The organism is Candidatus Nanopelagicales bacterium (assembly GCA_018003655.1).
GTDB lineage: Bacteria > Actinomycetota > Actinomycetes > S36-B12 > UBA10799 > JAGNDY01.
The window spans coordinates 1-22,901 of the sequence record JAGNDY010000012.1 but is presented as its reverse complement, the minus strand read 5'-3'; the positions used below and the strand labels follow the sequence as shown (position 1 = coordinate 22,901).

The 22,901-nt window shown below is 63.3% G+C and carries 19 protein-coding genes; 6 read left to right on the top strand and 13 right to left on the bottom strand.

Annotation, left to right across the window (positions count from 1 at the left end; all coding sequences use genetic code 11):
• Positions 1 to 22 precede the first annotated feature (22 nt).
• The 5 genes from miaA to KAZ48_03640 form a co-directional block, all read right to left on the bottom strand.
• A complete protein-coding gene (gene miaA, locus KAZ48_03660) occupies positions 23 to 967 on the bottom strand; it encodes a tRNA (adenosine(37)-N6)-dimethylallyltransferase MiaA (GenBank protein ID MBP7971873.1) in 945 nt (314 codons plus the stop codon).
• A 10-nt stretch (positions 968 to 977) separates the two neighbouring features.
• On the bottom strand, positions 978 to 2,396 hold the full coding sequence (gene miaB, locus KAZ48_03655) for a tRNA (N6-isopentenyl adenosine(37)-C2)-methylthiotransferase MiaB (GenBank protein MBP7971872.1): 1,419 nt from the start codon (positions 2,394 to 2,396) through the stop codon (positions 978 to 980).
• 52 nt (positions 2,397 to 2,448) lie between these two features.
• On the bottom strand, positions 2,449 to 3,027 hold the full coding sequence (locus KAZ48_03650; protein MBP7971871.1) for a regulatory protein RecX: 579 nt from the start codon (positions 3,025 to 3,027) through the stop codon (positions 2,449 to 2,451).
• 6 nt (positions 3,028 to 3,033) lie between these two features.
• Entirely contained in the window at positions 3,034 to 4,104 is a 1,071-nt protein-coding gene (gene recA / locus KAZ48_03645) for a recombinase RecA (protein MBP7971870.1), read from the bottom strand.
• A 295-nt stretch (positions 4,105 to 4,399) separates the two neighbouring features.
• Positions 4,400 to 4,594 (bottom strand): DUF3046 domain-containing protein, encoded by a 195-nt coding sequence (locus KAZ48_03640; protein ID MBP7971869.1) that lies wholly within the window; start codon positions 4,592 to 4,594, stop codon positions 4,400 to 4,402.
• Between the two features lie 74 nt (positions 4,595 to 4,668).
• Here KAZ48_03640 and KAZ48_03635 point away from each other — a divergent pair, with 74 nt between their 5' ends.
• Positions 4,669 to 9,294 (top strand): ATP-dependent helicase, encoded by a 4,626-nt coding sequence (locus KAZ48_03635; GenBank protein MBP7971868.1) that lies wholly within the window; start codon positions 4,669 to 4,671, stop codon positions 9,292 to 9,294.
• 28 nt (positions 9,295 to 9,322) lie between these two features.
• Here KAZ48_03635 and KAZ48_03630 read toward each other — a convergent pair whose 3' ends face one another.
• Both KAZ48_03630 and KAZ48_03625 read right to left on the bottom strand, forming a co-directional pair.
• A complete protein-coding gene (locus tag KAZ48_03630; GenBank protein MBP7971867.1) occupies positions 9,323 to 9,601 on the bottom strand; it encodes a helix-turn-helix transcriptional regulator in 279 nt (92 codons plus the stop codon).
• A 171-nt stretch (positions 9,602 to 9,772) separates the two neighbouring features.
• Positions 9,773 to 10,252 (bottom strand): CinA family protein, encoded by a 480-nt coding sequence (locus tag KAZ48_03625; protein ID MBP7971866.1) that lies wholly within the window; start codon positions 10,250 to 10,252, stop codon positions 9,773 to 9,775.
• A 137-nt stretch (positions 10,253 to 10,389) separates the two neighbouring features.
• On the opposite strand from KAZ48_03625, the gene rfbC reads away from it, so the two are divergent.
• The 3 genes from rfbC to KAZ48_03610 all read left to right on the top strand — a co-directional run bounded on the left by rfbC (position 10,390) and on the right by KAZ48_03610 (position 12,731).
• Complete coding sequence (gene rfbC / locus KAZ48_03620) at positions 10,390 to 10,986, top strand: dTDP-4-dehydrorhamnose 3,5-epimerase (GenBank protein ID MBP7971865.1); 597 nt, start codon at positions 10,390 to 10,392, stop codon at positions 10,984 to 10,986.
• 103 nt (positions 10,987 to 11,089) lie between these two features.
• A complete protein-coding gene (locus KAZ48_03615) occupies positions 11,090 to 12,286 on the top strand; it encodes a glycosyltransferase family 61 protein (protein ID MBP7971864.1) in 1,197 nt (398 codons plus the stop codon).
• A complete protein-coding gene (locus KAZ48_03610; protein MBP7971863.1) occupies positions 12,279 to 12,731 on the top strand; it encodes a hypothetical protein in 453 nt (150 codons plus the stop codon). The genes KAZ48_03615 and KAZ48_03610 overlap by 8 nt, the downstream gene beginning before the upstream one ends.
• A gap of 65 nt (positions 12,732 to 12,796) precedes the next feature.
• Here KAZ48_03610 and KAZ48_03605 read toward each other — a convergent pair whose 3' ends face one another.
• The gene (locus KAZ48_03605; GenBank protein ID MBP7971862.1) at positions 12,797 to 13,810 is read right to left on the bottom strand and encodes a methyltransferase domain-containing protein; all 1,014 of its coding nucleotides are present in this window, start codon (positions 13,808 to 13,810) and stop codon (positions 12,797 to 12,799) included.
• Positions 13,811 to 14,060: 250 nt separating this feature from the next.
• On the opposite strand from KAZ48_03605, the gene KAZ48_03600 reads away from it, so the two are divergent.
• Complete coding sequence (locus tag KAZ48_03600) at positions 14,061 to 15,233, top strand: glycosyltransferase family 2 protein (protein MBP7971861.1); 1,173 nt, start codon at positions 14,061 to 14,063, stop codon at positions 15,231 to 15,233.
• 66 nt (positions 15,234 to 15,299) lie between these two features.
• Here KAZ48_03600 and KAZ48_03595 read toward each other — a convergent pair whose 3' ends face one another.
• The 4 genes from KAZ48_03595 to KAZ48_03580 all read right to left on the bottom strand — a co-directional run bounded on the left by KAZ48_03595 (position 15,300) and on the right by KAZ48_03580 (position 22,231).
• On the bottom strand, positions 15,300 to 17,657 hold the full coding sequence (locus KAZ48_03595) for a glycosyltransferase (GenBank protein MBP7971860.1): 2,358 nt from the start codon (positions 17,655 to 17,657) through the stop codon (positions 15,300 to 15,302).
• Positions 17,658 to 17,765: 108 nt separating this feature from the next.
• A complete protein-coding gene (gene pgsA, locus KAZ48_03590) occupies positions 17,766 to 18,455 on the bottom strand; it encodes a CDP-diacylglycerol--glycerol-3-phosphate 3-phosphatidyltransferase (protein ID MBP7971859.1) in 690 nt (229 codons plus the stop codon).
• On the bottom strand, positions 18,452 to 19,819 hold the full coding sequence (rimO, locus tag KAZ48_03585; GenBank protein MBP7971858.1) for a 30S ribosomal protein S12 methylthiotransferase RimO: 1,368 nt from the start codon (positions 19,817 to 19,819) through the stop codon (positions 18,452 to 18,454). The genes pgsA and rimO overlap by 4 nt, the downstream gene beginning before the upstream one ends.
• A gap of 30 nt (positions 19,820 to 19,849) precedes the next feature.
• On the bottom strand, positions 19,850 to 22,231 hold the full coding sequence (locus KAZ48_03580; GenBank protein MBP7971857.1) for a DNA translocase FtsK: 2,382 nt from the start codon (positions 22,229 to 22,231) through the stop codon (positions 19,850 to 19,852).
• On the opposite strand from KAZ48_03580, the gene KAZ48_03575 reads away from it, so the two are divergent.
• Positions 22,224 to 22,499 carry a hypothetical protein gene (locus KAZ48_03575; GenBank protein ID MBP7971856.1) on the top strand — a complete coding sequence of 92 codons (276 nt, stop codon included), beginning with the start codon at positions 22,224 to 22,226 and terminating at the stop codon, positions 22,497 to 22,499. The genes KAZ48_03580 and KAZ48_03575 overlap by 8 nt on opposite strands.
• 61 nt (positions 22,500 to 22,560) lie before the next feature.
• On the opposite strand, the gene KAZ48_03570 is transcribed toward KAZ48_03575, so the two are convergent.
• On the bottom strand, positions 22,561 to 22,901 hold a 341-nt coding region (locus KAZ48_03570; GenBank protein MBP7971855.1), incomplete at its 5' end, for an RNase J family beta-CASP ribonuclease.

Below are 22,901 nucleotides of genomic sequence, written 5' to 3'. Positions count from 1 at the left end.
AGGGTCCTGATGCTCGCCTGCCTCACTGAACGACTGAGCCAACGTGGCGGGCAACCTCGTCGCCGAGCCGTGGATCGCTGGCGTTGAACGGCGTCGTGCGCGCGTGTTTGGCGAACCAACTCCGTTGTCGGCGCGAGAACCTGCGAGTGGCGATCACGGTGGCTTGTTTGGCCGCGACCTCATCGCATCGTCCGGCCAACAGGTCGAGCACTTGCGCGTAACCGAGTGCCCGGGACGCGGTTGGGGCCGAGGCTAGGCCGTGCTCGTCACGGAGTTGGCGCACCTCGTCGACCAGCCCCGCTTCCCACATCCGGGCGACTCTGGTCTCGATCCGGTCGTACAAAACCTGCCGATCGTCATCGAGGGCAACGATGCTGGCGGATAGGAACGGTCGATCCGTGGGCAGCGACGCTGAATAGGGGCTACCGGTGATCTCGATGACCTCCAGTGCCCGGATCACTCTGCGGCTGTTGGCTGGCGGGATACGCGCCGCCGTGAGCGGGTCGAGTCGGCCGAGCTCGGCGTGCAGCGCGGCGGACCCCTCAAGCTGCAGTCGCGCTTCGAGTCGCTGACGAACCTCCGGCGCCGTTCCAGGGAACCGCAGGTCATCAATGACTGCCTTCACGTAAAGTCCCGAGCCGCCCACCAGGATTGGGAGCTTGCCTTGCGCCTGAACCACGTCGATACATTCCCGGGCGAGCCGCTGGTATTCAGCGACGTTGGCCAAGTGGTTCAGGTCCCACACGTCCAGCAGGTGGTGCGGGATGCCGCGGCGCTGATCAGCCGGGAGCTTGGCGGTGCCGATGTCCATCCCCCGGTAGAGCTGCATCGAGTCGGCGTTGATGATCTCGCCGCTGAACCGCTGCGCGAGTTCCAATGACAACTGCGATTTGCCGACTGCGGTGGGGCCAACGATCGCGATGATCGGTGGTCGCGGGTGACTGCTTGCCGAAGCAGACTGGTTCACAACGACGACGTCATCGGGCGAGCAGCGTCGGCATGCCCAGCGAGACTCTCGGCTGCACCAGTCCACTTCCTGGTTGAACGTCGATGCCGCAGCCGGAATGGGCCGAGTCCACGCGCGCGCTCGTAGCCTCCACCGCCACAGGAACCCCGTCGGCCACTAGGTGATACGGCGCGGCGTGGGTCACCACTGTCCGCACCAAGTCACCGGGTTGCGGTGCGTGGTCACCTGGGTTGAAGTGGACGAGCCGATTGCCCCGCGACCGCCCGGACAACCTGTGGGTCTGCTTGTCCTTCTTGCCTGCGTCGTTGGACACAAGAACCTCGACTTCTCGACCCACCAGTGCGCCGTTTTCTTCCCAGCTGATCTGGTTGGCGAGTTCAACCAACCGGTCGTATCGCTGCTTGACGACGTCGGGTGGAACTTGATCGTCCATCTCCGCGGCGGGCGTGCCTGGCCGTTTGGAGTACTGAAACGTGTATGCGCTAGCGAACCGAGACCGACGCACGACCTCAAGGGTTGCTTGGAAGTCCTCCTCGGTCTCCCCCGGAAAGCCCACGATGATGTCGGTAGTGATGGCTGCGTCGGGGATCCGGTCACGAACCCGGTCGATGATTCCCAGATAGCGCTCCGATCGGTAACTGCGTCGCATACGAGCCAACACGGCATCACTGCCGGACTGAAGCGGCATGTGCAGGTGCGGCATGACGTTGGGGGTCTGAGCCATCGCCTCGATCACATCATCGGTGAAGTCGCGTGGGTGTGGACTCGTGAATCGAACACGTCGCAATCCTTCGACTTCCCCGCATGCCCTCAGCAACTTGGCAAACGCCTGCCTGTCGCCGAACTCCACGCCATAGGCGTTGACGTTCTGCCCAAGCAAGGTGATCTCGACGACCCCGTCGGCGACCAGCGCCTGGACCTCGGCCAGCACGTCACCTGGGCGCCGATCACGCTCCCTGCCGCGCAGGCTCGGCACGATGCAGAACGTGCAGGTGTTGTTGCAACCCACCGAGACGGCGACCCATGCCGAATGCGCCGCCTGCCGTCTTGTGGGCAGCTCGGACGGGAACTGCTGAAGCGACTCGTCGATCTCGATTTGTGCCTCGTGGTTGAAGCGCGCCCGGTCGAGTAGTGCTGGCAGCGAGCCCAGATTGTGCGTTCCGAACACGACGTCTACCCAGGGTGCCCGCTCAATGATCTTGTGACGGTCTTTCTGCGCAAGGCAGCCACCCACGGCGATCTGGAGGTCTGGATTGGCGATCTTCAGCGGTCGGAGTTGACCGAGGTTACCGTACAAGCGATTGTCGGCGTTCTCACGAACCGCACACGTGTTGAAGACGATGAGGTCCGGCGTTTGCCCGTCGTCGACCTGGGAGTAACCAGCCTCGGCCAGCAGCCCGCCGAGGTGCTCTGAGTCGTGGATGTTCATTTGGCACCCGTAGGTGCGCACTTCGAACGTCCGCTGGTCGGCAGTCACGCCCCTAGGGTACGGCGCTGCCCTCCTGCGCCTCGACCTCAGATGCCTGCTCGGCAAGCACGACTTCCACTGCCTTCGATGCGACTGAACTCGAATAGCCGCGACGGACGAGCATCGCGAATAGCCGCCGTTTGACAGCGGCCCGTTCCAGCCGTGTCATCGATCGGATCTTGCGCCTGGCGAGGTCCTCGGCAGCAAGGCGTTCGGACTCGTCATCGATCTGTTCAAGCGCAACGTCGATGTCGTCTTGCGCTACGCCCTTGGTTAGCAGTTCGTGCTTGAGTACCCGACGTGCCAATCCGCGACTGCTGTGCCGAGAACGAACCCACATCTGGGCAAACAGCGCATCGTCGATGAGCCTGACTTCCTCGAACCTGTCGAGCACCGTGGCCGCCGCGTCATCGGGGATGCCCCTTGACTCAAGCAGTTCGGCGAGTTGGTGGCGTGTCTTGGGCGCGTGGTCGAGTGCTCGCAGGGCAATGGTTCGCGCGACGTCCTCCGGGTTGGCGTCAGGTAGCCCCTCCCCAGTGCCGGGAAGGGGCTCCTGCGCCGTCGGGCGGAAGGAACTTCTACTCCTGCCCATGTGGTTCTACAGATCGACGGGCGCTGGCTCGGCTGGCAGCACAATCTCGTCGACGGGAGCGTCGAGCTGCGGGCCGATCTGAAGCTTCTCCTTGATGCGCTTCTCAAGCTCATTGGCGAGGTCGGGGTTGTCTTTCAGGAAGTTGCGTGAGTTCTCCTTGCCTTGGCCGAGTTGGTCGCCCTCGTACGTGTACCAGGCTCCGGCCTTGCGCACGAACCCGTGCTCAACGCCCATGTCGATCAGACTGCCCTCACGCGAGATTCCCTCGCCGTAAACGATGTCGAACTCTGCCTGCTTGAACGGTGGCGCCATCTTGTTCTTTACAACCTTGCAGCGCGTGCGGTTTCCGACGGCTTCAGCGCCGTCTTTCAATGTCTCGATCCGACGCACATCCAGCCGGATGGACGCGTAGAACTTCAGCGCCTTGCCACCCGTGGTGGTCTCCGGGCTGCCGAACATGACGCCGATCTTCTCGCGCAACTGGTTGATGAACACCGCCGTCGTTCCCGACGCACTGAGGGCACCCGTCATCTTGCGCAATGCCTGGCTCATGAGACGTGCCTGCAAACCTACGTGGCTATCGCCCATCTCTCCTTCGATCTCCGCGCGGGGTACCAGTGCCGCGACAGAGTCGATGACCAGAATGTCCAGCGCTCCGGATCGGACGAGCATGTCGGCGATCTCGAGTGCCTGCTCCCCGGTGTCGGGTTGGCTGACCAGCAGGTTGTCGATGTCCACACCGAGCCGGGCCGCGTACTCGGGGTCGAGCGCATGCTCAGCATCGATGAATGCAGCTGTACCACCGAGGGCTTGGGCACTAGCGATCGCGTGCAGTGCAACGGTTGTCTTACCCGATGACTCCGGTCCGTAGATCTCGACGATGCGACCACGCGGGAGTCCACCTATACCCAACGCGACGTCCAAAGCAATCGCGCCGGTTGGAATGACGGCGACGGGCGGGCGATCCTCGTCACCGAGTCGCATCACCGAACCCTTGCCGAATTGCTTCTCGATCTGGGCAAGCGCTGAATCAAGTGCGCGATCTCGGTCTGCGGGACGGTCGTTGCTCTTGGCCATGGTGTAACCCCTCTTTGCCGGGAGGGGCCTATCCCCTCGCGTACGTGTTGCAGATGACGCTAGCTGCCACGGCCGACATTTCCCCGCACGCCGAGTGGTCTGTGGAGAACGCGGACGTGTGGATGATTTGACTCTGGACAACTGTTGGCAAACCAGAGAGTAGACCGAACACGTGTTCGAATGGAAGTCGAACACGCCGCGAAGGTTCGACTATTTCCGACGCCGGAAGATCCCGACTTTCCGTCAGCGCACGCAACCCAGGATTGGTCCCGCGCACCTCGGACATGATGTCTGCTCAACGAGCCGACGGCGGTAGCTGCAATTCGGCGTGGATCGCGCGCCAGACGACCTTCGCATCCACGCCTGCGGCGAGGGCCTCGTCGACGGTCTTGCCGCCCAGGCCAGCGATGACGTGGTCGTGTGCCCAGGATCGGGCGTACGACGGATCTAGCGAGGTCTCCAGCCGCGACCACAATTCGGTCAGGCGCATGGGCGTGCCTCGTCATCGTTCATATACCGGAGTCTGCCTGGTTCGATGTCAGGCAGACCAGCGAGGATGGGTGGATGGTTCCACCACCCGATCCGCAGCAGTCGCTCGCGGACTTCAACCCCTTGACTCGGGAGTGGTTTCAATCTGCGTTCGCGGCACCTACCGCCGCCCAGGTTGGTGCGTGGGAAGCGATCCGTCGCGGTGCCCACACGCTGGTGGTCGCGCCGACCGGATCGGGCAAGACCCTGGCGGCATTCCTCGCGGCGATCGACCGCCTGTCATTGGAGCCCACGCCAACAAAGAAGCATCGTGCTCGCGTGTTGTACATCTCCCCGCTCAAAGCACTGGCCTCGGATGTGGAACGCAACCTGCGCAGTCCCCTCAACGGACTACGCCGTGAGGCTGGACGGGCCAACGTCGCGATTCCGGACATCACGGTCGGTATCAGAACCGGAGATACCCCGGCCGACGAGCGACGCCGACAGGCGAACGCGCCGCCGGACATCTGGATCACGACGCCGGAATCGTTGTTCCTCCTGCTGACCTCCCAGGCGCGCGAGAGCCTGCGCGGAATCGACACCGTCATCATTGACGAGGTCCACGCGGTTGCCGGCACCAAGCGGGGGGCGCATCTGGCCGTCTCATTGGAGCGTCTCGATGCCCTGCTCAGCAAGCCAGCGCAACGCATCGGCCTGTCGGCGACTGTGCAGCCGATCGATGAGGTCGCGTTGTTCCTGGCGGGGGGACGGCCGGTCGACGTTGTGAATCCGCCCTCGGACAAACACATTGAACTCAGCGTGGTCGTTCCGATCGAGGACATGACCGCACCGGCGCCGCGACCGTCGGAGGGTTCACTGTCCGACGAGTTGGACGACGCACCAGAGACTCCGTCGATTTGGCCACACGTCGAGAACGGCATCGTCGACCTCATTGAGGCACACACGTCCACCCTGGTATTCGCCAATTCCCGGCGCCTGGCTGAACGTCTCACCGCGCGGATCAATGAGATTCACGCAGAGCGCGTCAGCGTCGGGCAGACCTCCACTGAACTCGAGGCTTTGCGGCCCGGACAGGAGGTGCCGGCGAAGCCACCCGCCCAGATCATGGCGGGATCGGGAAGTGCTGCCGGCGCCGGAACCACCTTGGCGCGGGCGCACCATGGATCTGTCAGCAAAGAGCAACGGGCCCTGATCGAGGATGACCTGAAGGCCGGGCGGATACCCGCAGTGGTGGCAACGAGCAGCCTGGAACTGGGCATCGATATGGGTGCGGTCGATCTGGTCGTCCAGGTCGAGGCGCCGCCATCGGTGGCCAGCGGTCTGCAGCGAGCGGGACGAGCCGGCCACCAAGTCGGCGAGACCAGCCGAGCGGTCGTCTTCCCCAAGCACCGCGGCGATCTACTCGCGGCGGCCGTCGTCATTAACCAGATGAACGATCGCCAACTTGAGGCAACGCGCATTCCCCGCAATCCACTCGATGTCTTGGCCCAGCAGATCATCGCGGCAGTCAGCATCGATGAGGTCAATGCCGATGAGCTACTCGCACTGATCCGTCGATCGGCCCCGTTCGGCTCGCTGCCGCAGTCGGCGTACGACGCTGTGCTTGACATGCTCGCCGGTCGCTATCCGTCGGACGGCTTCTCCGAGTTGCGCCCCCGGGTGGTGTGGGATCGCACCACCAACACCCTGACCGCGCGGCCTGGTGCCCAACGACTAGCCGTTACCTCCGGCGGGACGATCCCCGACCGCGGGCTGTTCGCCGTGTTCCTGGTCGGCGAGAAGGCATCACGGGTCGGCGAACTCGACGAGGAGATGGTCTACGAATCGCGGGTCGGCGACGTCATCGCTCTCGGTGCCTCCAGCTGGCGCATCGAGGAGATCACCCACGATCGTGTCCTGGTCTCCCCCGCACCGGGCCAAACCGGACGGCTGCCGTTCTGGCACGGCGACGCGCTCGGAAGGCCCGTTGAACTCGGCCGGGCGATTGGCGCGACCACCCGCGCCGTTGCCGATGCCAGCCAAGCAGACGCCACCAAGGCGCTACAAGACCAAGGACTGGACAATTGGGCGGCAGCGAACCTGGTCCGGTACATCCACGAACAGAAGGACGCGACGGACCACGTTCCCGACGACCGGACGATGGTGGTGGAGCGATTCCGCGACGAACTCGGTGACTGGCGCCTGGTGCTGCATTCGCCGTTTGGCGCTCGCGTGCACGCGCCGTGGGCCTTGGCGATCTCCGACCGGGTCAGAGAAGTCGTCGGCGTCGACGCCCAGGTCATGCACGCCGATGACGGCATCGTCTTGCGGCTGCCCGACACCGATGACGACGCGGCGATCGCAGCCGCAACCGAGGCCCTCTTCCCCGATCCCGAGGACATCAACGAGTTGGTCACCGCCGCGGTCGGCGGTTCGGCGCTGTTCGCCAGCAGATTCCGTGAGTGCGCTGCCCGTGCGCTGCTCCTCCCGCGTCGTGACCCTGGCAAACGAAGCCCGCTGTGGCAACAGCGCCAACGCAGCGCGCAACTACTTAGCGTCGCCTCGCAGTACCCGTCCTTCCCCATCGTCATCGAGACGGTCCGCGAGTGTCTGCAGGATGTATTCGATGTGCCCGCACTGATCGAGCTACTCCGTGAGGTGCGCAACCGGTCCATCCGGATTGAGCACGTAGTGACGCCGATGCCGAGCCCATTCGCTCGAACGCTGTTGTTCAGCTACGTCGCATCGTTCCTTTACGAGGGTGATTCGCCGCTGGCCGAACGTCGTGCGGCCGCATTGACGCTGGACACCGAACTGCTCGCTGAGTTGCTCGGCTACGTCGAGCTGCGCGAACTTCTCGATCCGACTGCCATAGCCGAGGTTGAGGCCGAGATCGGCTACCTCACCGAGCAGCGGGCAGCACGGTCAATGGAGAACACCTCCGACATGCTGCGGATGCTCGGACCGCTAGCCGCTGCGGACTGGTCGAGACGCGGAGTCGAGGCGAGTTGGCTCAGGGAACTGGTGAGTGCCCGCCGCGCCGTCGACGTACGGATCGCTGGCGAGGATCGGGTCGCAGCCATCGAGGATGCCGGCCGACTGCGCGATGCCCTCGGCACGGCCCTGCCGGTTGGTCTGCCGGATGCGTTCCTGGACGGCGGGGATGATCCGCTGGCCGAACTCATGGCCAGATATGCCCGCACACACGGGCCCTTCACGACCGCCCAGGTCGCCGAGCACTTTGGCATCGGAACTGCGGTGGCCCAGTCAACCCTGGGACGCCTGGCCGCCAACGGCCGAGTGGTCAGCGGGGAGTTCCGACCAGAAGGCCTGGGCACCGAATGGTGCGATGTCGAGGTGCTGCGTCGGCTGCGCCGACGATCCATTGCCGCGCTGCGACAGGAGGCCGAACCAGTCAGCCCGGCAGCGCTTGGCATGTTCTCGCCGATCTGGTCCGGCGTTACCCGGCCAGGCCGCGGGACCGACGCCGTCCTGCAGGCAGTCGAACGCCTTGCCGGAGCAGCCGTGCCTGTCTCCGCGCTCGAGAGCCTGATCTTGCCCGCGCGGGTCGCCAACTACCAGTCGGCCATGCTCGATGAACTGACCTCCGCCGGTGAAGTCAGTTGGTGCGGACGGGGACGGCTGCCAGGCGGTGACGGCTGGGTGTGCCTCTCCCCAGCCGAGACTGCTGACTTGCTGCTGCCGCTGCCGAGCCCAGCAGCAACTGCCGAACCGGTCTCGGCCGCCCTGCTGGACGTGCTGACCGGTGGCGGGGCTTGGTTGTTCCGCGAACTGCGCGAGCGGACTGACGTGGATCGCGATTCCACGCTGTTGACCGCACTGTGGGATTTGGTGTGGGAAGGTCGGGTCACCGCCGACACGATTGCGCCCCTACGCGCGTCGCTGGGGCGTGGAACCAACGACGCATCGGGCAATGGGGGTCGAACCAGAGCGAGTTCGCGCAATCAGCTCGGTGCGGGATCCCGAACCAGAGCCGCCCGCCTTGCCCGAGCGAATCTGGCGAGTCGTGCGGGATCCCCAGTGGCAGTGGGGCGCTGGGCGGCGGTTCCAGACCGAAGCTCGGACCACACACGACGATCCGCCGCCATGGCAAATGCCTTGCTGGACCGATATGGCGTCGTGACTCGTGGCGCTGTCGCCGCAGAGGACTTGGCTGGTGGCTTTGCCGCGATGTACCGGGTCCTCTCGGTGCTGGAGGACGCCGGACGTACCCGCCGAGGCTACTTTGTCGAGGGTTTGGGTGCCGCTCAGTTCGCGTCGCCGGGAGCGGTGGACCAACTGAGGCTGCAAGCGCGACGACTGGGAGACCCGGCAATCGCGGACGCTCCCGAGATCGTCCTGCTCGCCGCCTGCGACCCGGCGAATCCCTATGGTGCGGCCCTGCCGTGGCCCACCGACGGCTCAGAGGGCGGCGGTGGCCACCGGCCGGGGCGAAAGTCCGGCGCACTCGTGGTGCTGGTCGATGGGCAGTTGGCGGTGTTTGTGGAAAAGGGCGGTAAGAGCCTGTTGACGTTCACGACTGAGACTCGCCTGCGATCGTCGGCTTTCACTCACTTGGCGCAGGCTGCCCTCTCCCGCCGAATTCCCGGCTTGCGGATTGAGCGGTGTGACGGAGTCGATGTGCGCGGAGCCGATGTGCTTGCCGAACTTGAGGCGGCCGGATTTGTGCTGACCCCGAGCGGGGCCCGAGTGCGAAGTTAGGCGACTGCGCGGTTAGGCGACTGCGCGGTTAGGCGACAGAGAGCGCGGGCTTGGTCTTGGGCCGCACCTCAGCCTCGTGCGTGGCAACCTCGGAACTGACCGAACGCAGCACTTGGGACAACGGCACGTCGAGGGCACCACAGATAGCGGCCAACAACTCGCTCGACGCTTCTTTCTGCCCGCGTTCCACCTCTGACAAGTATCCGAGCGACACCCGAGCTTGAGATGACACCTCGCGCAGGGTGCGGCCCTGATCAAGCCGTTCCCGGCGCAATTGACTGCCAATCACGCTTCGCAAAACGATCATTTGCGCCCTCCGTCCTGAAGTGAACTCCAACGGTACCCCGGGCCGCTCGGCGACGTCGAGGCGATTACCCCGAGACCGGTTCGAGCGAAGCTGGATTCCATTGGCAGCAATAACACCACGACGCGCTCAAAGATTCCTGCCGATTTGCTCGGGCATGACCCAATGTTCACCTCACTGAAATCTGGCCAGCGCCAGTTCAACCGCGCGTTCGACAACGGCGGTTCGGATCTGGTCACGTGACCCGTTGAACCTGCATTGTTCGACTTGCTCGGTTCCATCGCCGGCGAGGTACGTGGCGATGTAGACCAGACCGACCGGTGCCGTGCCCTGGGGATCGGGTCCGGCCACTCCAGTCGTCGCGATACCCATGCCGGTGCCGCATAGGGCCGCGACACCGCGCGCCATGGCCTTGGCGACTTCGGGGTCGACCGGTCCGCGCTGCTCCAGCAGCTCTGTGGGCACGCCGAGCAGGTGTGCTTTCAGGTCGGTGGCGTAGGCGACAATTCCACCGCGCACGCAGGCGGAAGCACCAGGGACCTGCGTCAACGCCGCTGCCAGCAGACCACCAGTCAGCGACTCCGCCACGGCGACGGTCTGGCCGCGCGAAGTCAGCTCCGCGATCAGCTCGACAACGCGTGTCTGGCTCGTCATAGATCATCACTCCCACCACTTCGCCCGGCGCACACCGCAGGCTACTTGTTCCGCGCCGCGGTTTCGCCGGGCGACGGGACGCGTGTGGAACCATGCAAGCAGGTACTCAGACGCGCACCAATCCGCAAGGAGCAACCATGGAACTGACACCCCTGTCGATCGAGGGTGCTTACCTCATGCAACCCAAGAGACATGAGGACTCGCGCGGATACTTCCTGGAATGGTTCAAGGAGGACGTGTTTGCACCCACCGTCGGCCATGGCCTACATCTAGCGCAGGCGAACTGCTCGGTGTCGACGCGCGGCTCGATGCGCGGCATTCACTTTGCTGACGTCCCACCCGGTCAGGCCAAATACGTCACCTGCGTGACTGGTGCCGTGCTCGATGTTGCCGTGGACGTTCGGGTTGGCTCGCCCACGTTTGGTCAGTGGGAGACAGTTCGACTCGATCCTGACAATCGCTGCGCCCTCTACCTCAACGAGGGCCTTGGGCATGTATTCCTCGCGCTGGAAGATCAATCAACCGTTCTCTACCTCTGTAGCACGCCATACGCCCCCAGCCGGGAACACGGCATCAATCCGCTCGATCCAGAGATCGGCATTGACTGGCCGTCCGACGTGGAGCCGCTGTTGTCACCCAAGGATGCTCAAGCGCCGAGCCTTAGCGAGGCCGCGTCTGGCGGACTGCTCCCAACCTACGAAGCCTGCGCGGAGTACCGCTCGGGGCTGCAGTGACCCGACTTGGTGTCAACCAAGCTGGCGGCCAAAGGGCGCCATATTCCGCATGTCAATTTCGTGCAGCCGCCGAACACGACCAACACGTTTGTATTGTCATCACGTGATCACACCGGTCGGGGCTTCATCAATGTGGAGTCTGGAGAACTGGGCAGTCGATCAATCACTACCCGCTGGTGTGACGCTCATCCACGACGCGCCAGCAACCACCTCAGTTGTCGGGCCGCCAATCGCTCGCCGCTACGACCGCGGCAACGGGATTTGGCGTAGCGCAGAGGTTCCGGCGGCTCCGACACCTGTTCCTGGTCTGGCTTTCCGCGTCGTTGATGGACGATGTGTCAGTCGTTCTGGGGCAATGCTGCCGGGCATGGTTTGGCCCACCGGCTCGGCTTGGCATGCCGCTGTTGACGTGGAGGCCCACGCCGCCTTTCTTTGGCCGACGTTCGCAGATGATCCAGCCGACACGTTGGATTCCGGCGCGTGGATCGGCCAAGCCGGCGATTGGGTTTTCGGTCACTGTCTACTGGACGTATTGCCAAGGGCAGCGCTATTGCACGCAGTCCTCGATCGGGACGTGCCGTTCGTTGCCAGTTCCACCATGTCGGCCGCCCTCGAGGGCCTTCTCGAAATGGCAGGGATCATCGGTCGGCCGATCGTGCGGATTCCGGAAAGGGAAAACGTCCTAGTCCGCGAGCTCTACCTGGCGACGACCGCAAGGCAGGGAACCAGCTTCGATGCAGATCGGATCAACGTCTTCGCCAACATGCGCGCGAACGCTCTGAACCAGGGCAGCCGGTCACGAGGCGAACTGATACATCTGTCCCGCAAGCAAGTGCACCAAGACGAAGCGAACACACCCCGTCACCTCGTCAACCGAGCGGATGTCGACGCGACTATGGCGGCGGCGGGCTACTCAATCGTCTCACCCGAGACCATGCCGCTAGCAGAACAGATTCAGATCATCCATAGTGCGCGCGCCATTTCCGGCGAAGTCGGCAGCGCCATGCACCTGGTGATGTTCGCCGCACCGGGAACGCAGATGACCGTGTTGCGCAGTCGACTGAATCCCAACCCCTTGGACCCTCTTTGCGCCGGGATGGGCAGAGCCGAGCTGAACATCGTTGAAGGTGACCCCGATGACAAGCAGCGGGGGACCGATGGACAGCCCGCTCGAGCAGCGTGGATCGGCAGCTGGCACCTCGACCCTGCGGTTCTCGGCTCGGCCATGAGTCAATTGCGAGACTTGACGGACAAGCAACAATCCGCTCCGACTGAGGAACAAGGAGAATCAAGTGACTAGTTCAGACGCGATTACCGATTCCGACTTCTTCGAAGGGTTCGCCCGATACAAGTTGATGGAGTTGACCTATCGCCTGGCATTACCCGACGGGGGCCAACCGGGATTGACGCCAAAGCGCGCGGATCTGGCAAAGCGACAGGCCAGCAGCAGCAACCTGACCTACGAGACACCTGACCCGACGAAGACCTGGGAGGGCCTTTCCGATGTAGTGGCGGCGCAGGCCGAGATGATTCGTTCCCAGAATCGGGAGCTGATGCTGACCAGGCGGGAGCTACGACAGACATCCAATCGGCTGGCAAATGCCCACGCGAACAATACCGCGCTGAAGGAAAAGCTCGAACGTGCTCAAGAATCTCGCAAGCGGATCGCGACTGAGCTGGGGTCGATGAAACGACGCCGTAGTTGGCGGATTACCAAGCCCCTCCGAAAAGCACGAGGGGACTAACTCAAAGGCACGAGCCAACGGAGTTGGCTGCGGTTCGGCGCGGCGCTGTGACCCTGCGATCGCCTTCAGCCCGAGACGCGTCTGCGCGCGGACTTCGCGGCCTTGGACGCCTTGCGTATTGGTTTAGTCACCCGCCACGAGGTCGACCGCTTCAGTTCGCGATTCTCCTCCTTTAGTTGGGCGACCTTCTTCTGTAGGCGAGCGATCCGTGTGGTCTGTGGGTTCGGGTTGATATCCAGTGAGTCGAGTTCGGGGATTCGCACACTGCGAAGCTCAAACTCGGTCTTGAGTAGGAGCTCGAATCGGTCGCGCCGTTCAATTTTCCTGGCATCTGTCGTGAGGGTCACGAAGAACTCGCAACCGGTGGTGCCGAAGCCACCAGCCTCTGCCATCTGCAGGTACCCCAAATCCCGCAGGTCTTGCATTAACAGTGTGAACGACGAGGGCGTGAACTTCCACCGGTGGACGTCGATGTATTCAGCTTGCTCGCTTCCACGCTCGACTTTGTAGGTAGATGGTGCGAGGTCCGTCTCATTGAGTTTGATGGGTGCTCGTGATTTGGGACCCCATGCGCCCGTGCCGCCACGAGTGCTGGTGTACGCGAAGTGGTCCACAACGGCCCCGGCGGGGTGGTATTGCAGGTCACTGAGGTGCCCGTCAATCACATCACCCACCGTGGTCAATGGTTGGAACATGTCGAAGCAGAACCGCTTGTCTGGCACCACCAACGTCAGAACCCCACCTGGCTTCAGCATGCGCTCGCAGTCCTGCAGGAAGCCGATCATGTCGACCGTGTGTTCAATGAAATGCGAGGCGATGATGAAGTCGAATTTCTCGTCGACTAGGTCCGCAAAGCTCCCGCCATCCCAAATCAGGTCCACCTCCTCGATCGCGTCAAGCTGCTCCTGCGTTCGCTCGTAGGCTCGGTATTTCTTGACCAACTCCTCGCGGGTGGTGTGATCAACAGTCACAACATCGAAGCCGGCCGACTTGGGTGCCAGCGGCCGATACGACGGCCCAAACTCCAAACCACGACCGGATCGATCTGCAAAAGCAAAGACTTTGTCGACGCGATCCATGCAGGAACCTTCCCTATTCGGCTGGAAGATCGGTCTCTCCCGGCCCAAGCAAAGTCAAACAAAGTAGATCAGGACATGCTAAGCGACTGTCCGCAATTGCCCTCTGGCTGTGCCGGTCTGGGTTCAACTGATCACGGCTCTACTCACCTGCGCTCCCGGCGACCAAGACGGCCGGTGGGTATTCTGGATGTGACTGCAGCAGCGGGTTCCACCCGGGAACCGTCGCGCATCCACAGAACGGGTTCCCGCGATGAAGGTCGTCATGACCATGATGGTGCGCGATGAGGCGGACATCATTGCGGCAATGATTGAACACCACCTGGCCCAGGGCGTCGACCTGATCATCGCAACTGACAATGCCTCAGTTGATGGCACCACCGAGATCCTGAGTGCCTACCAAGGAGCCGGAATTCTCGAACTCCACCATGACCCGATACACCGCAAACAACAGCACGAAGTTGTTACCAAGATGGCCCGGCGCGCGTTCGCCGAACACAATGCCGACTGGGTCTTGAACGCCGATGCTGACGAGTTTTGGTTCGCAACCAACCGTTCAAACCGACTTGTTGATGCGTTAGCCGAACTTCCCAGCGAGGTGGACGCCGTCACCGTGCCAGTCGTTAACCTGGTCGGCCCACCGGCTTACTCGGGAAACGGCGTCCGGCGCCTAGTGTGGCGAGACCAACGGTCGATTGAGCAACTACTCACCGTGGGCTTGTTTGCGCACCCGACCAGCGACACCTTCCATCGTGGTCGTGCAGATGTGACGGTCGCGCAAGGAAATCACTTTGTCCAGGCAGAGCGTTCGGTCCAGGTCACCTCGGACTCCATCGAGGTCCTCCACCTGCCGTGGCGTTCCTACGAGCAACTGGAGCGCAAAGTCATCAATGCTGGCCTGGCGTATGCGGCCAATCCTGACCTGCAGCCCAGCCCGAACCATCACGGAATGATGGATTATCGCAGCTACCAGCAGGAGCGGTTGCTGCACTCATATGTGCTGCGGCATCCGACTGCCTCCGAGATCGAAGCCGGAATCCCGTTGGACAGGTACCGACTAGAGACGTCGATACCGGAAGCGTTAACGCTGTTGGGTGACAACGCGATTCGCCCCGACCTCCTCTTCCCGATCCTTGACCCGACGAACGACCACGCGATTACCGCAGTTGAAGTTGAGAAGTTGCGGCCCCTGGCACTTCAATTCGCAGCCATCGACCGCGAACGCAACGAAACGGTCCAGGAATTGCAGGATCGTCGCCGGCGCGCGGTCCGCGCCAGAAAGCGGGCGGTCCAAGCTCGCAAGCAGGCCAGGAGGGAACTCCGCAAGATCAAGCGGAGCAGGGCATACAGGCTGAGTCGGCGTGCTGCCTCGTTCTTACCATCCAAGTTGACCGCTAGCGGTCAACGAGACCGCAATCGCTTCTGAACCGCGCGACGCACCTGTCGCCCAGCGCAGTGTGTTCGCGGCAACAAACAAACGGCCACCACGGCACTACCCGCGTGCCAGTACTGCGGCGTTGAGCAACTCCCACGCCCTGGCATCGAACGAGTGCTCTCGCCGTACGGTCTGCGCCGCGACCTGCAGCTGCTCCTCACTAGGTAGCGTTGACCGACCTTTCGGCGAGCAGAGGCGCTCCAGATCGTCAACGGTTCGGTAGATCGCTACGGCATCGCCGAACACGTCCTCAATCCCGGGAACGTCATCGGAGATGACCCGCGCGCCCGCGCCGACGGCGTCGAAGAGCCGGTTGGAAAGAAACCCGGCCTCGGCCATGTCGGCCCAATGATCAGACAGAACGACGCCGGCCGAACGATAGGCCGCTGGAACGACCTGATTGGGCAGGTACTCGGCGCGTAGAACTCCGGTAGGCAGTTCGTACTCTCCCCGCCATCCTCCGCCGTACACAGCCAGATCAACGTGAGCCGCGATCGAGTCCCGCACGATCGGACGCATCTGTCGGCGCGATCCCCCGACGAAGAGCACAGCCTCACCGGTATCCGGCTCAGCCACCCCGGGATGGAACCGTTCGGGGTCAGTCGCCTGCAGCAATGTGCGAACAGGGATGTCGCCCTCGTCGGTCATCTGCTGCGCCCACGGTGCTCCCGCAGCGAAGCAGATATCGAATCGGGCCAACTCTGTGGGCGTGACCATGTCCGGATGGCTGATCACCCACATCATGTTGACCCGCCCTGGCTGTGGGTCGACCTCGTCGAGCCCACGCAGGACGAGGACCACGTCATCAAGGCCGCTGGTGGGTCGCTGAGTGCTGGTCCGCGGATCCACGACGACCTCCTGGCCGAGGCGCCGCAGCGACCGAGCCAGATCGGCGGCAAAATGGACGTCGCCCCAATGCTCCCCCCGTGGACCTGGCCAAGCAGCAATTTTGATCGCCCAGCGCAGGGAGGGCAGCCCTGCGGCCCGCCCATCGAGAACCACAGATTCCGGCCGCACAAGAACTGGTGCCGGCGCCCGTCCCGCGCCCGGCGAGACGCTCGCCCCAGGATCCCAGCGAGCCACATCCAAACCAGCACTGCGCCAGTGCGCAACTGCGTCCGCCGGTGGCATCCGGCCGGCCCACCGTTGGGTGAAGAGCGTCCGGTTCGCAGCAATATGCTTGCCCCTACCGGGTGTCTTGCTCTCGTGGTGCACGACGACTGACGACGAGGTCACCTCAAAGTGCCCACCCCACCGTTCCAGCGCCCGCAAGCAGAGATCGACGTCCTCCCAACCGTTGATATACGCCGTGTCAAAGCCGCGCAACGCGGTCACCTCGCTCGCGCGCATAGCAAGTGCCGCGGCCGTGACGACTGAGCACTCGATGGTCTCGAGGGCGTAGGCATCATCGGCCGGGAAGCCGACGAGGAAGTGGCTGGGCAATCCGCCGCAATCGGGCAGAATCGTGCCAGCGGACTGAATCGTCTCGTCGGGATACAACAGCAACGGCTGCACCCCGCGCACATCTGAGTCGGCTAGCCCGTCGACCAACGCGTCGAGCCAACCTGCCCGAACATCGGTGTCGTTGTTGAGGAAGACCACTGTCTGGCCGGATGACTCGGCAAACCCGACGTTCGAGCCGAGCGCGAAGTTCAGGTTGATCGGCTGGCGGATTAGCTTGATCCGTGGATCGAACGACAACGCACCGGCGAGAACCAAGCTGCAGTTTGGTTCGCTGCCGTTGTCAACGACGACTACCTCGACATCGGTCCCCGCTGAGAACCTCAGCACCGACCTAACTGCCGCTACGGTCATCTTCCAGTCGTTGAACGTAGGGATCACGACCGAGACTCGACCGTTGACTCGATTCGCCTGCACGTCGGCGACGGCTTGCCAATCCACCTCGTGCCTCGCTCGGAGCTCAGACTCCCATTCGTCGCCGTCCGGCACAGGTGAAGTCTGCGGTGAAACCTCGCCGAGTGTGCGCGGGGACGATCGGTCTGGTTGTTGCGATGGCACCTGCGGGCCTCGCTGAGCCGCAACGCGCTGAGCTGCCGCAATCATCGCTTCGCGCCATTGACCGTAGGTTGGGACGGGCCCAACCCAGTCGCCATGGACCGGCATCAGGTCATCGGAACCGATGTCCCTGATAGCCGCCAACCACGGCCGCTTTACTCCCTCGGCCACGGCCAACTGGCGCCTGTCGAGGAAGGGGAAATGCGCGAATCGGCCGGACTTTGCCAGGAAGTTCAGCAAGGGATCCCCGCCCTTGCCAAGCTTCGACGTCTCGGGCGCTGTCTGCATCCACGGACTCAACGCGGGCCGCGGCTGCGGCTGGTCGAGGTAGAAATCGATCGCGGCTTCAACCGAAATAAACGACCTGCTGGTCAATGCGGTGAACCACTCCAAGTCCACAAGACCAGAGTTTTTCAGTTTCGTGCGCTGTTGTTGAGCGTCCCTGGTGTCCTCGCCGAGCTTTTTTCGCCGGACGCGGGAGACTCGTGAGCGCAAACCAGCCACAGTTCAGGCCCTTTCTCGTTGTCGACTCGCAGTCGCCCGCTTCATCTTCGTCCGCTCGGAGTTCTGCCGTAGCAAGATCGCCCGCACCAGGTAGTCGATCCCGGTCACCACCGACAGGATGACCGCCAGTCCCAACACCCAGACCCGAAGGTCTGCCAGGAAACCGGTCAGCGGTAACAGATACATGAGGATCGCCAAGATCAGCGTGGCGGTCTTGGCCTTTCCGCCGTGGCTCGCGGCTATGACTCCGTGGCGAATGACCCAGAAACGCAGTGCTGTGACGGCTATCTCCCGGAACAGGATGACGATCGTCACCCACCACGGCAGGTCGTGCAGATAACTGAGGCCGATAAGAGCAACACCTGTCAGGGCCTTGTCGGCTATCGGGTCGGCAATCTTGCCAAAGTTGGTGACCAAGTCGTACTTGCGAGCGAGCGCCCCGTCCAGGTAGTCGGTGACCGAAGCAATGACGAAGATGATCGCTGCCGCCGTTCGCGAACCATTGCTGTCACCACCGGTGAACAACAGCCACGAGAAGGGAATGACCAGCAGTAGCCGCAATGCCGTGAGCGCATTGGGGACGTTTGCCAACCGCGACGTTGACGTCGGGTGGCTTACCGGATCGGGTTTTGGAGCTAGTAGCTCACGGACGGGTTTCTTGGTTGGGACGGGACGAGGATCACCAGTGGTCACTCGTCTACCTCCGTCGCGAACAGGTCTACCCCCTCTGCAGAGGAAACCCTGGCATGAATGACCTCTCCGATGCGCGAGCGACTCGGCGAAACGATGGTGACATCGCCGTCCTCTGGCCCCTGGTGCTCGGCTCGGCCGACCGCTTGACCCTGCGCATCGAAGCGCTCAACCAATACCGAGACAACTGAGCCAACCCGCTCGTGGGCTCGCTCGTCCATCAGGTTCTCGACAAGTTCCGAGATCCGGGCAACTCGTTGGTCCACCGTCGCCTGATCGTGGTGATCGGGCAGTTTCATGGCGGTGGTTCCGTCTTCGTTGGAGTATCCGAAGACGCCTATCGCATCCAGCGACGCCTTCTCCAGGAAGTCCTCCAAGATCAGCAGATCGGCTTCGGTTTCCCCAGGGAATCCAACGATCACATTGGTCCGTAGCCCCGCGTCGGGAGCACTGACTCGGATCTGTGCGACCAGAGCCAGAAAATCATCGATCCCACCAAAGCGCTTCATGCTGCGCAGCACCTGCGGGCTCGCGTGCTGGAACGATAGGTCGAAGTACCGTGCAACTCCCGTCGTTGACGTCATGACGTCCACCAAGCCCGGCCGCATTTCGGCCGGTTGCAGATAGGCGAGTCGGATGCGCAGATCCGGGTGCAGACCAGCGAGCTCGGGCAACAACGTCTCAAGCAGTCGCAGATCACCGAGGTCTTTGCCGTAGGAGGTGGAGTTCTCGCTCACCAGGTTCAACTCACGCACGCCGTCGGATACCAGCGCGCGCGCTTCGGTGAGGACGTCGCCCGAACGTCGCGATACGAATGATCCCCGAAACGATGGGATCGCGCAGAAGCTGCACCTTCGGTCACAGCCCGAGGCGATCTTCAGCGACGCGATCGGTCCGGTCTCGAGTCGGATCCGTTGCGGTGAATGGCCCGGTACCTGCGCCTGCGAATCCTGGCGATCCACCGGCGAGATCGGTAGGAGTTTGCGTCGGTCTCGCGGTGTGTGCGAGGGCAGTTGCTCACCGGCCACCACGGCAGCCAACTGCGCTGAGATCTCCGGGTACGCGTCGAAGCCCAAGACCGCGTTGGCCTCCGGCAGTGCTTGCGCCAGCTCGTCGCCGTATCGCTCTGCCAGGCAACCAACGGCTACGACGCTTCGGGAACCGTCCTGCAGGCCGAGAACCGTGTCGATCGAATCCTTCTTGGCCGCCTCAACGAACCCGCAGGTATTGACCAACACCGCGTCGGCGTCGTCGGGATCGTCAACGACGGTCCAGCCGTCCGCAAGTAGACGGCCGGCGAGCTCATCGGAGTCGACGTCGTTGCGCGCACAGCCCAAGGTGACCATGGCTACCCGGCGTTGCGACATGCTCCCAGGGTAGGTGTCTGGCTCGAGGGCCTAGGACTCCCCACGCAGATCGGCAAGTACGGCTGGCAGGTCGTCCGGCCCGACGAGCACATCGCGAGCCTTTGAACCCTCCGACGGCCCGACGATTCCTCGGGACTCCATCAAGTCCATCAGTCGGCCCGCTTTGGCGAAACCGACCTTCAGTTTGCGTTGCAGCATCGACGTGGAGCCGAACTGGGTGCTGACGACCAATTCGGCCGCTTGCAGCAGGACATCGAGATCATCACCGATGTCTTCCGGTGTCGCGGCAGTGACGGTGGCTGTGGCCAAGACGTCGTCGCGGTACTCCGGTTTCAGTTGCTTCTTGCAATGCTCGACGACGGATCGGATCTCCGCCTCGGTCACAAACGCGCCCTGAACCCGGATTGACTTACTCGTCCCCATCGGCAGGAATAGACCATCACCCTGACCAACGAGTTTCTCGGCGCCAGCCTGGTCGAGAATCACCCGGCTGTCGGCCAGGCTGGAAGTGGCGAATGCGAGGCGACTCGGGACATTTGCCTTGATCAGACCCGTCACGACGTCGACGCTCGGGCGCTGCGTTGCGAGGACCAGATGGATGCCAGCGGCTCGGGCAAGCTGAGTGATCCGGACGACCGAGTCCTCAACATCGCGCGGTGCCACCATCATCAGATCCGCCAACTCGTCCACGACGATGAGCAAGTACGGGTACGGGGCCAGTTCCCGTTCGACACCGGGCAACTGCTTGACCGCGCCAGCACGGACAGCCTTGTTGAAGTCATCGATGTGTCGGAACCCAAAGTCGGAGAGATCGTTGTACCGAATCTCCATCTCCTTGACGACCCACTGCAGCGCGTCGGCGGCCTTCTTCGGGTTGGTGATGATGGGCGTGATGAGGTGTGGGACGCCCTCATAAATCGTCAATTCGACGCGCTTGGGGTCAACCAGGATGAGCCGAACCTCGTCGGGGGTCGCCCGGATCAGCACGGAAGTGATGAGCGAATTGATGCAGCTCGACTTTCCGGCGCCGGTCGCACCGGCGACCAATAGGTGCGGCATCTTTGCCAGGTTGGCGCACACGAAACCGCCTTCGACATCCTTGCCGAGGGCAACAACCATCGGGTGGTGATCCGACGTCGCGGCACCGCTGCGGAGCACATCGCCCAGACTCACGAGCTCGCGGTCGGAGTTCGGGATCTCGATACCGATGGCGGACTTGCCCGGGATCGGGGACAGGATGCGGACCTCGGCACTGGCCACAGCGTAGGAGATGTTCTTGCTCAGCGCGGTGACGCGCTCGACCTTGACTCCTTGACCGAGCTCCACCTCGTACCGGGTGACGGTCGGGCCGCGGGTGAATCCAGTGACACGCGCGTCGATCTCGAACTGCTCGAGCACGCCGGTCAATGCCTCGACCACGCGGTCGTTGGCTTTGGTCGCCGACTTGGGCGCGGCACCGGCCTTGAGGATGGTGGCGCTGGGCAACTGATACATGATGTCGCCGGCCAAAGACAGCTGCTCTGCTCGCGGTTTAGGATGCGCGTTCGCCCCAACAGGTGCGATGTCGGTCATAGTCGATGCCACGTCGGCCGAGCCTGGCTCCTGATCTGTGCCAACAGTCGCGTGACCGCCTGATTGGTCGGCTCCCGCTGCCCCGGTGACGACCGCGGCGAAGGGCTCGTTCCCAACCAGATCGATCGGCTCGGCGGGCTCCGGGCGGGAGAGTCCGAGTCGGGCTGCCAATCCGAATCTGCCAGCCTTCTTCGCCTTGCCCTGCTTGCTGGGCTGGCCCTCTCCGCTCGCCTGAACGGGATGATGATCGTCGATCGTCGGGTCGTCGTACTCGTCCTCGTCCGATGGCCCACCGCGGAAAATCTCGCGCGTGCGCGACATGACTTCGGAGAACGGCGTGCCGGTGATCATGATGATTCCGACCGCCAAGGCCGCAGTCGCCAGCAGCCCGGTCAGCACTGAGCCCATCAGGGCAACCACTGGCGCGGTCGCGAGCCAGCCGATCCAGCCGCCTGCACCCCGCATGGCGGCGACACCGTCACTGGGCACGGGCGCGCCAGCTAATACCTGCCAGAGCGCGCAGGCAGCGACTCCGGTAACCACCCACCCGGTGAACACGGTCCGGGGCAGGCGAGCCGTCGGTGTGCGCAACGAACGCCACGAGATCCACAGGAAAAGGAACGGCAGCACCATGGACAGCCCGCCGATGAGGCCGGCTGTGAGGGCTTCCACGACAGCGCCGACGATGCCAGCGAGGCCGAACCAGGACACTGCCGCGACCACCAGCGCCGCGACAAGGAAGAACAACCCGGTGCCGTCTCGCCGTTGCGCCGGTAACAGATCAGGGTCGCTGGGGCCGAACGCCCTGGCGCTACCACCGAGTCCGTGCGCAGTGGCCATCCAGATTGCTCGCAAACCCCGCGCCAAGGCGATAAGAACGAGCATCGCGGGATTCGGCTTGTGTGTGCGCTGCGGCTGCTTGGATCGCGATGTGTTCGCCTTCGATGACTTCGAGCCGCCGCGGCGTGAGTTGCTACTGCTGCGCGAACCACTGCTGCGATTGGTTCCACCGCCGGATCGAGAAGAACGGCGCGCGGAAGAGCCGGAGCCAGAACTCTTGGACCGGGAAGTTGAGGTGGGCGTACGGGTCGCCATGTTCGAACCCTAACCGCGCACGCACGCGGCTCGGGAGAACTCCGGTGCGTGTCGCCGCCACGATTCCGGCCGAGTCAGGCGTCCACGACGACCGGCACGATCATCGGTCGGCGACGATGGGTCGCGCTCACCCACTTACCGACCACACGGCGAACCACCTGCTGGAGTTGGTGGGGATCGACCACGTCGTCGGCGAGTGCCTGCTCGACGCGATCGCGAACCTGCGGGATGACATCGTCGAACACGTCGTCGGTCTCGGCAAATCCACGCGCCTGGATCAACGGGCCCGCCACGACTTTGCAGGCATCCACATCGACGGCAATGAAAATCGACACGAAGCCCTCCTCACCGAGGATCCGCCTGTCCTTCAGCGACGATTCAGTAAGGTCTCCGACGCTGGATCCGTCCACGAAGA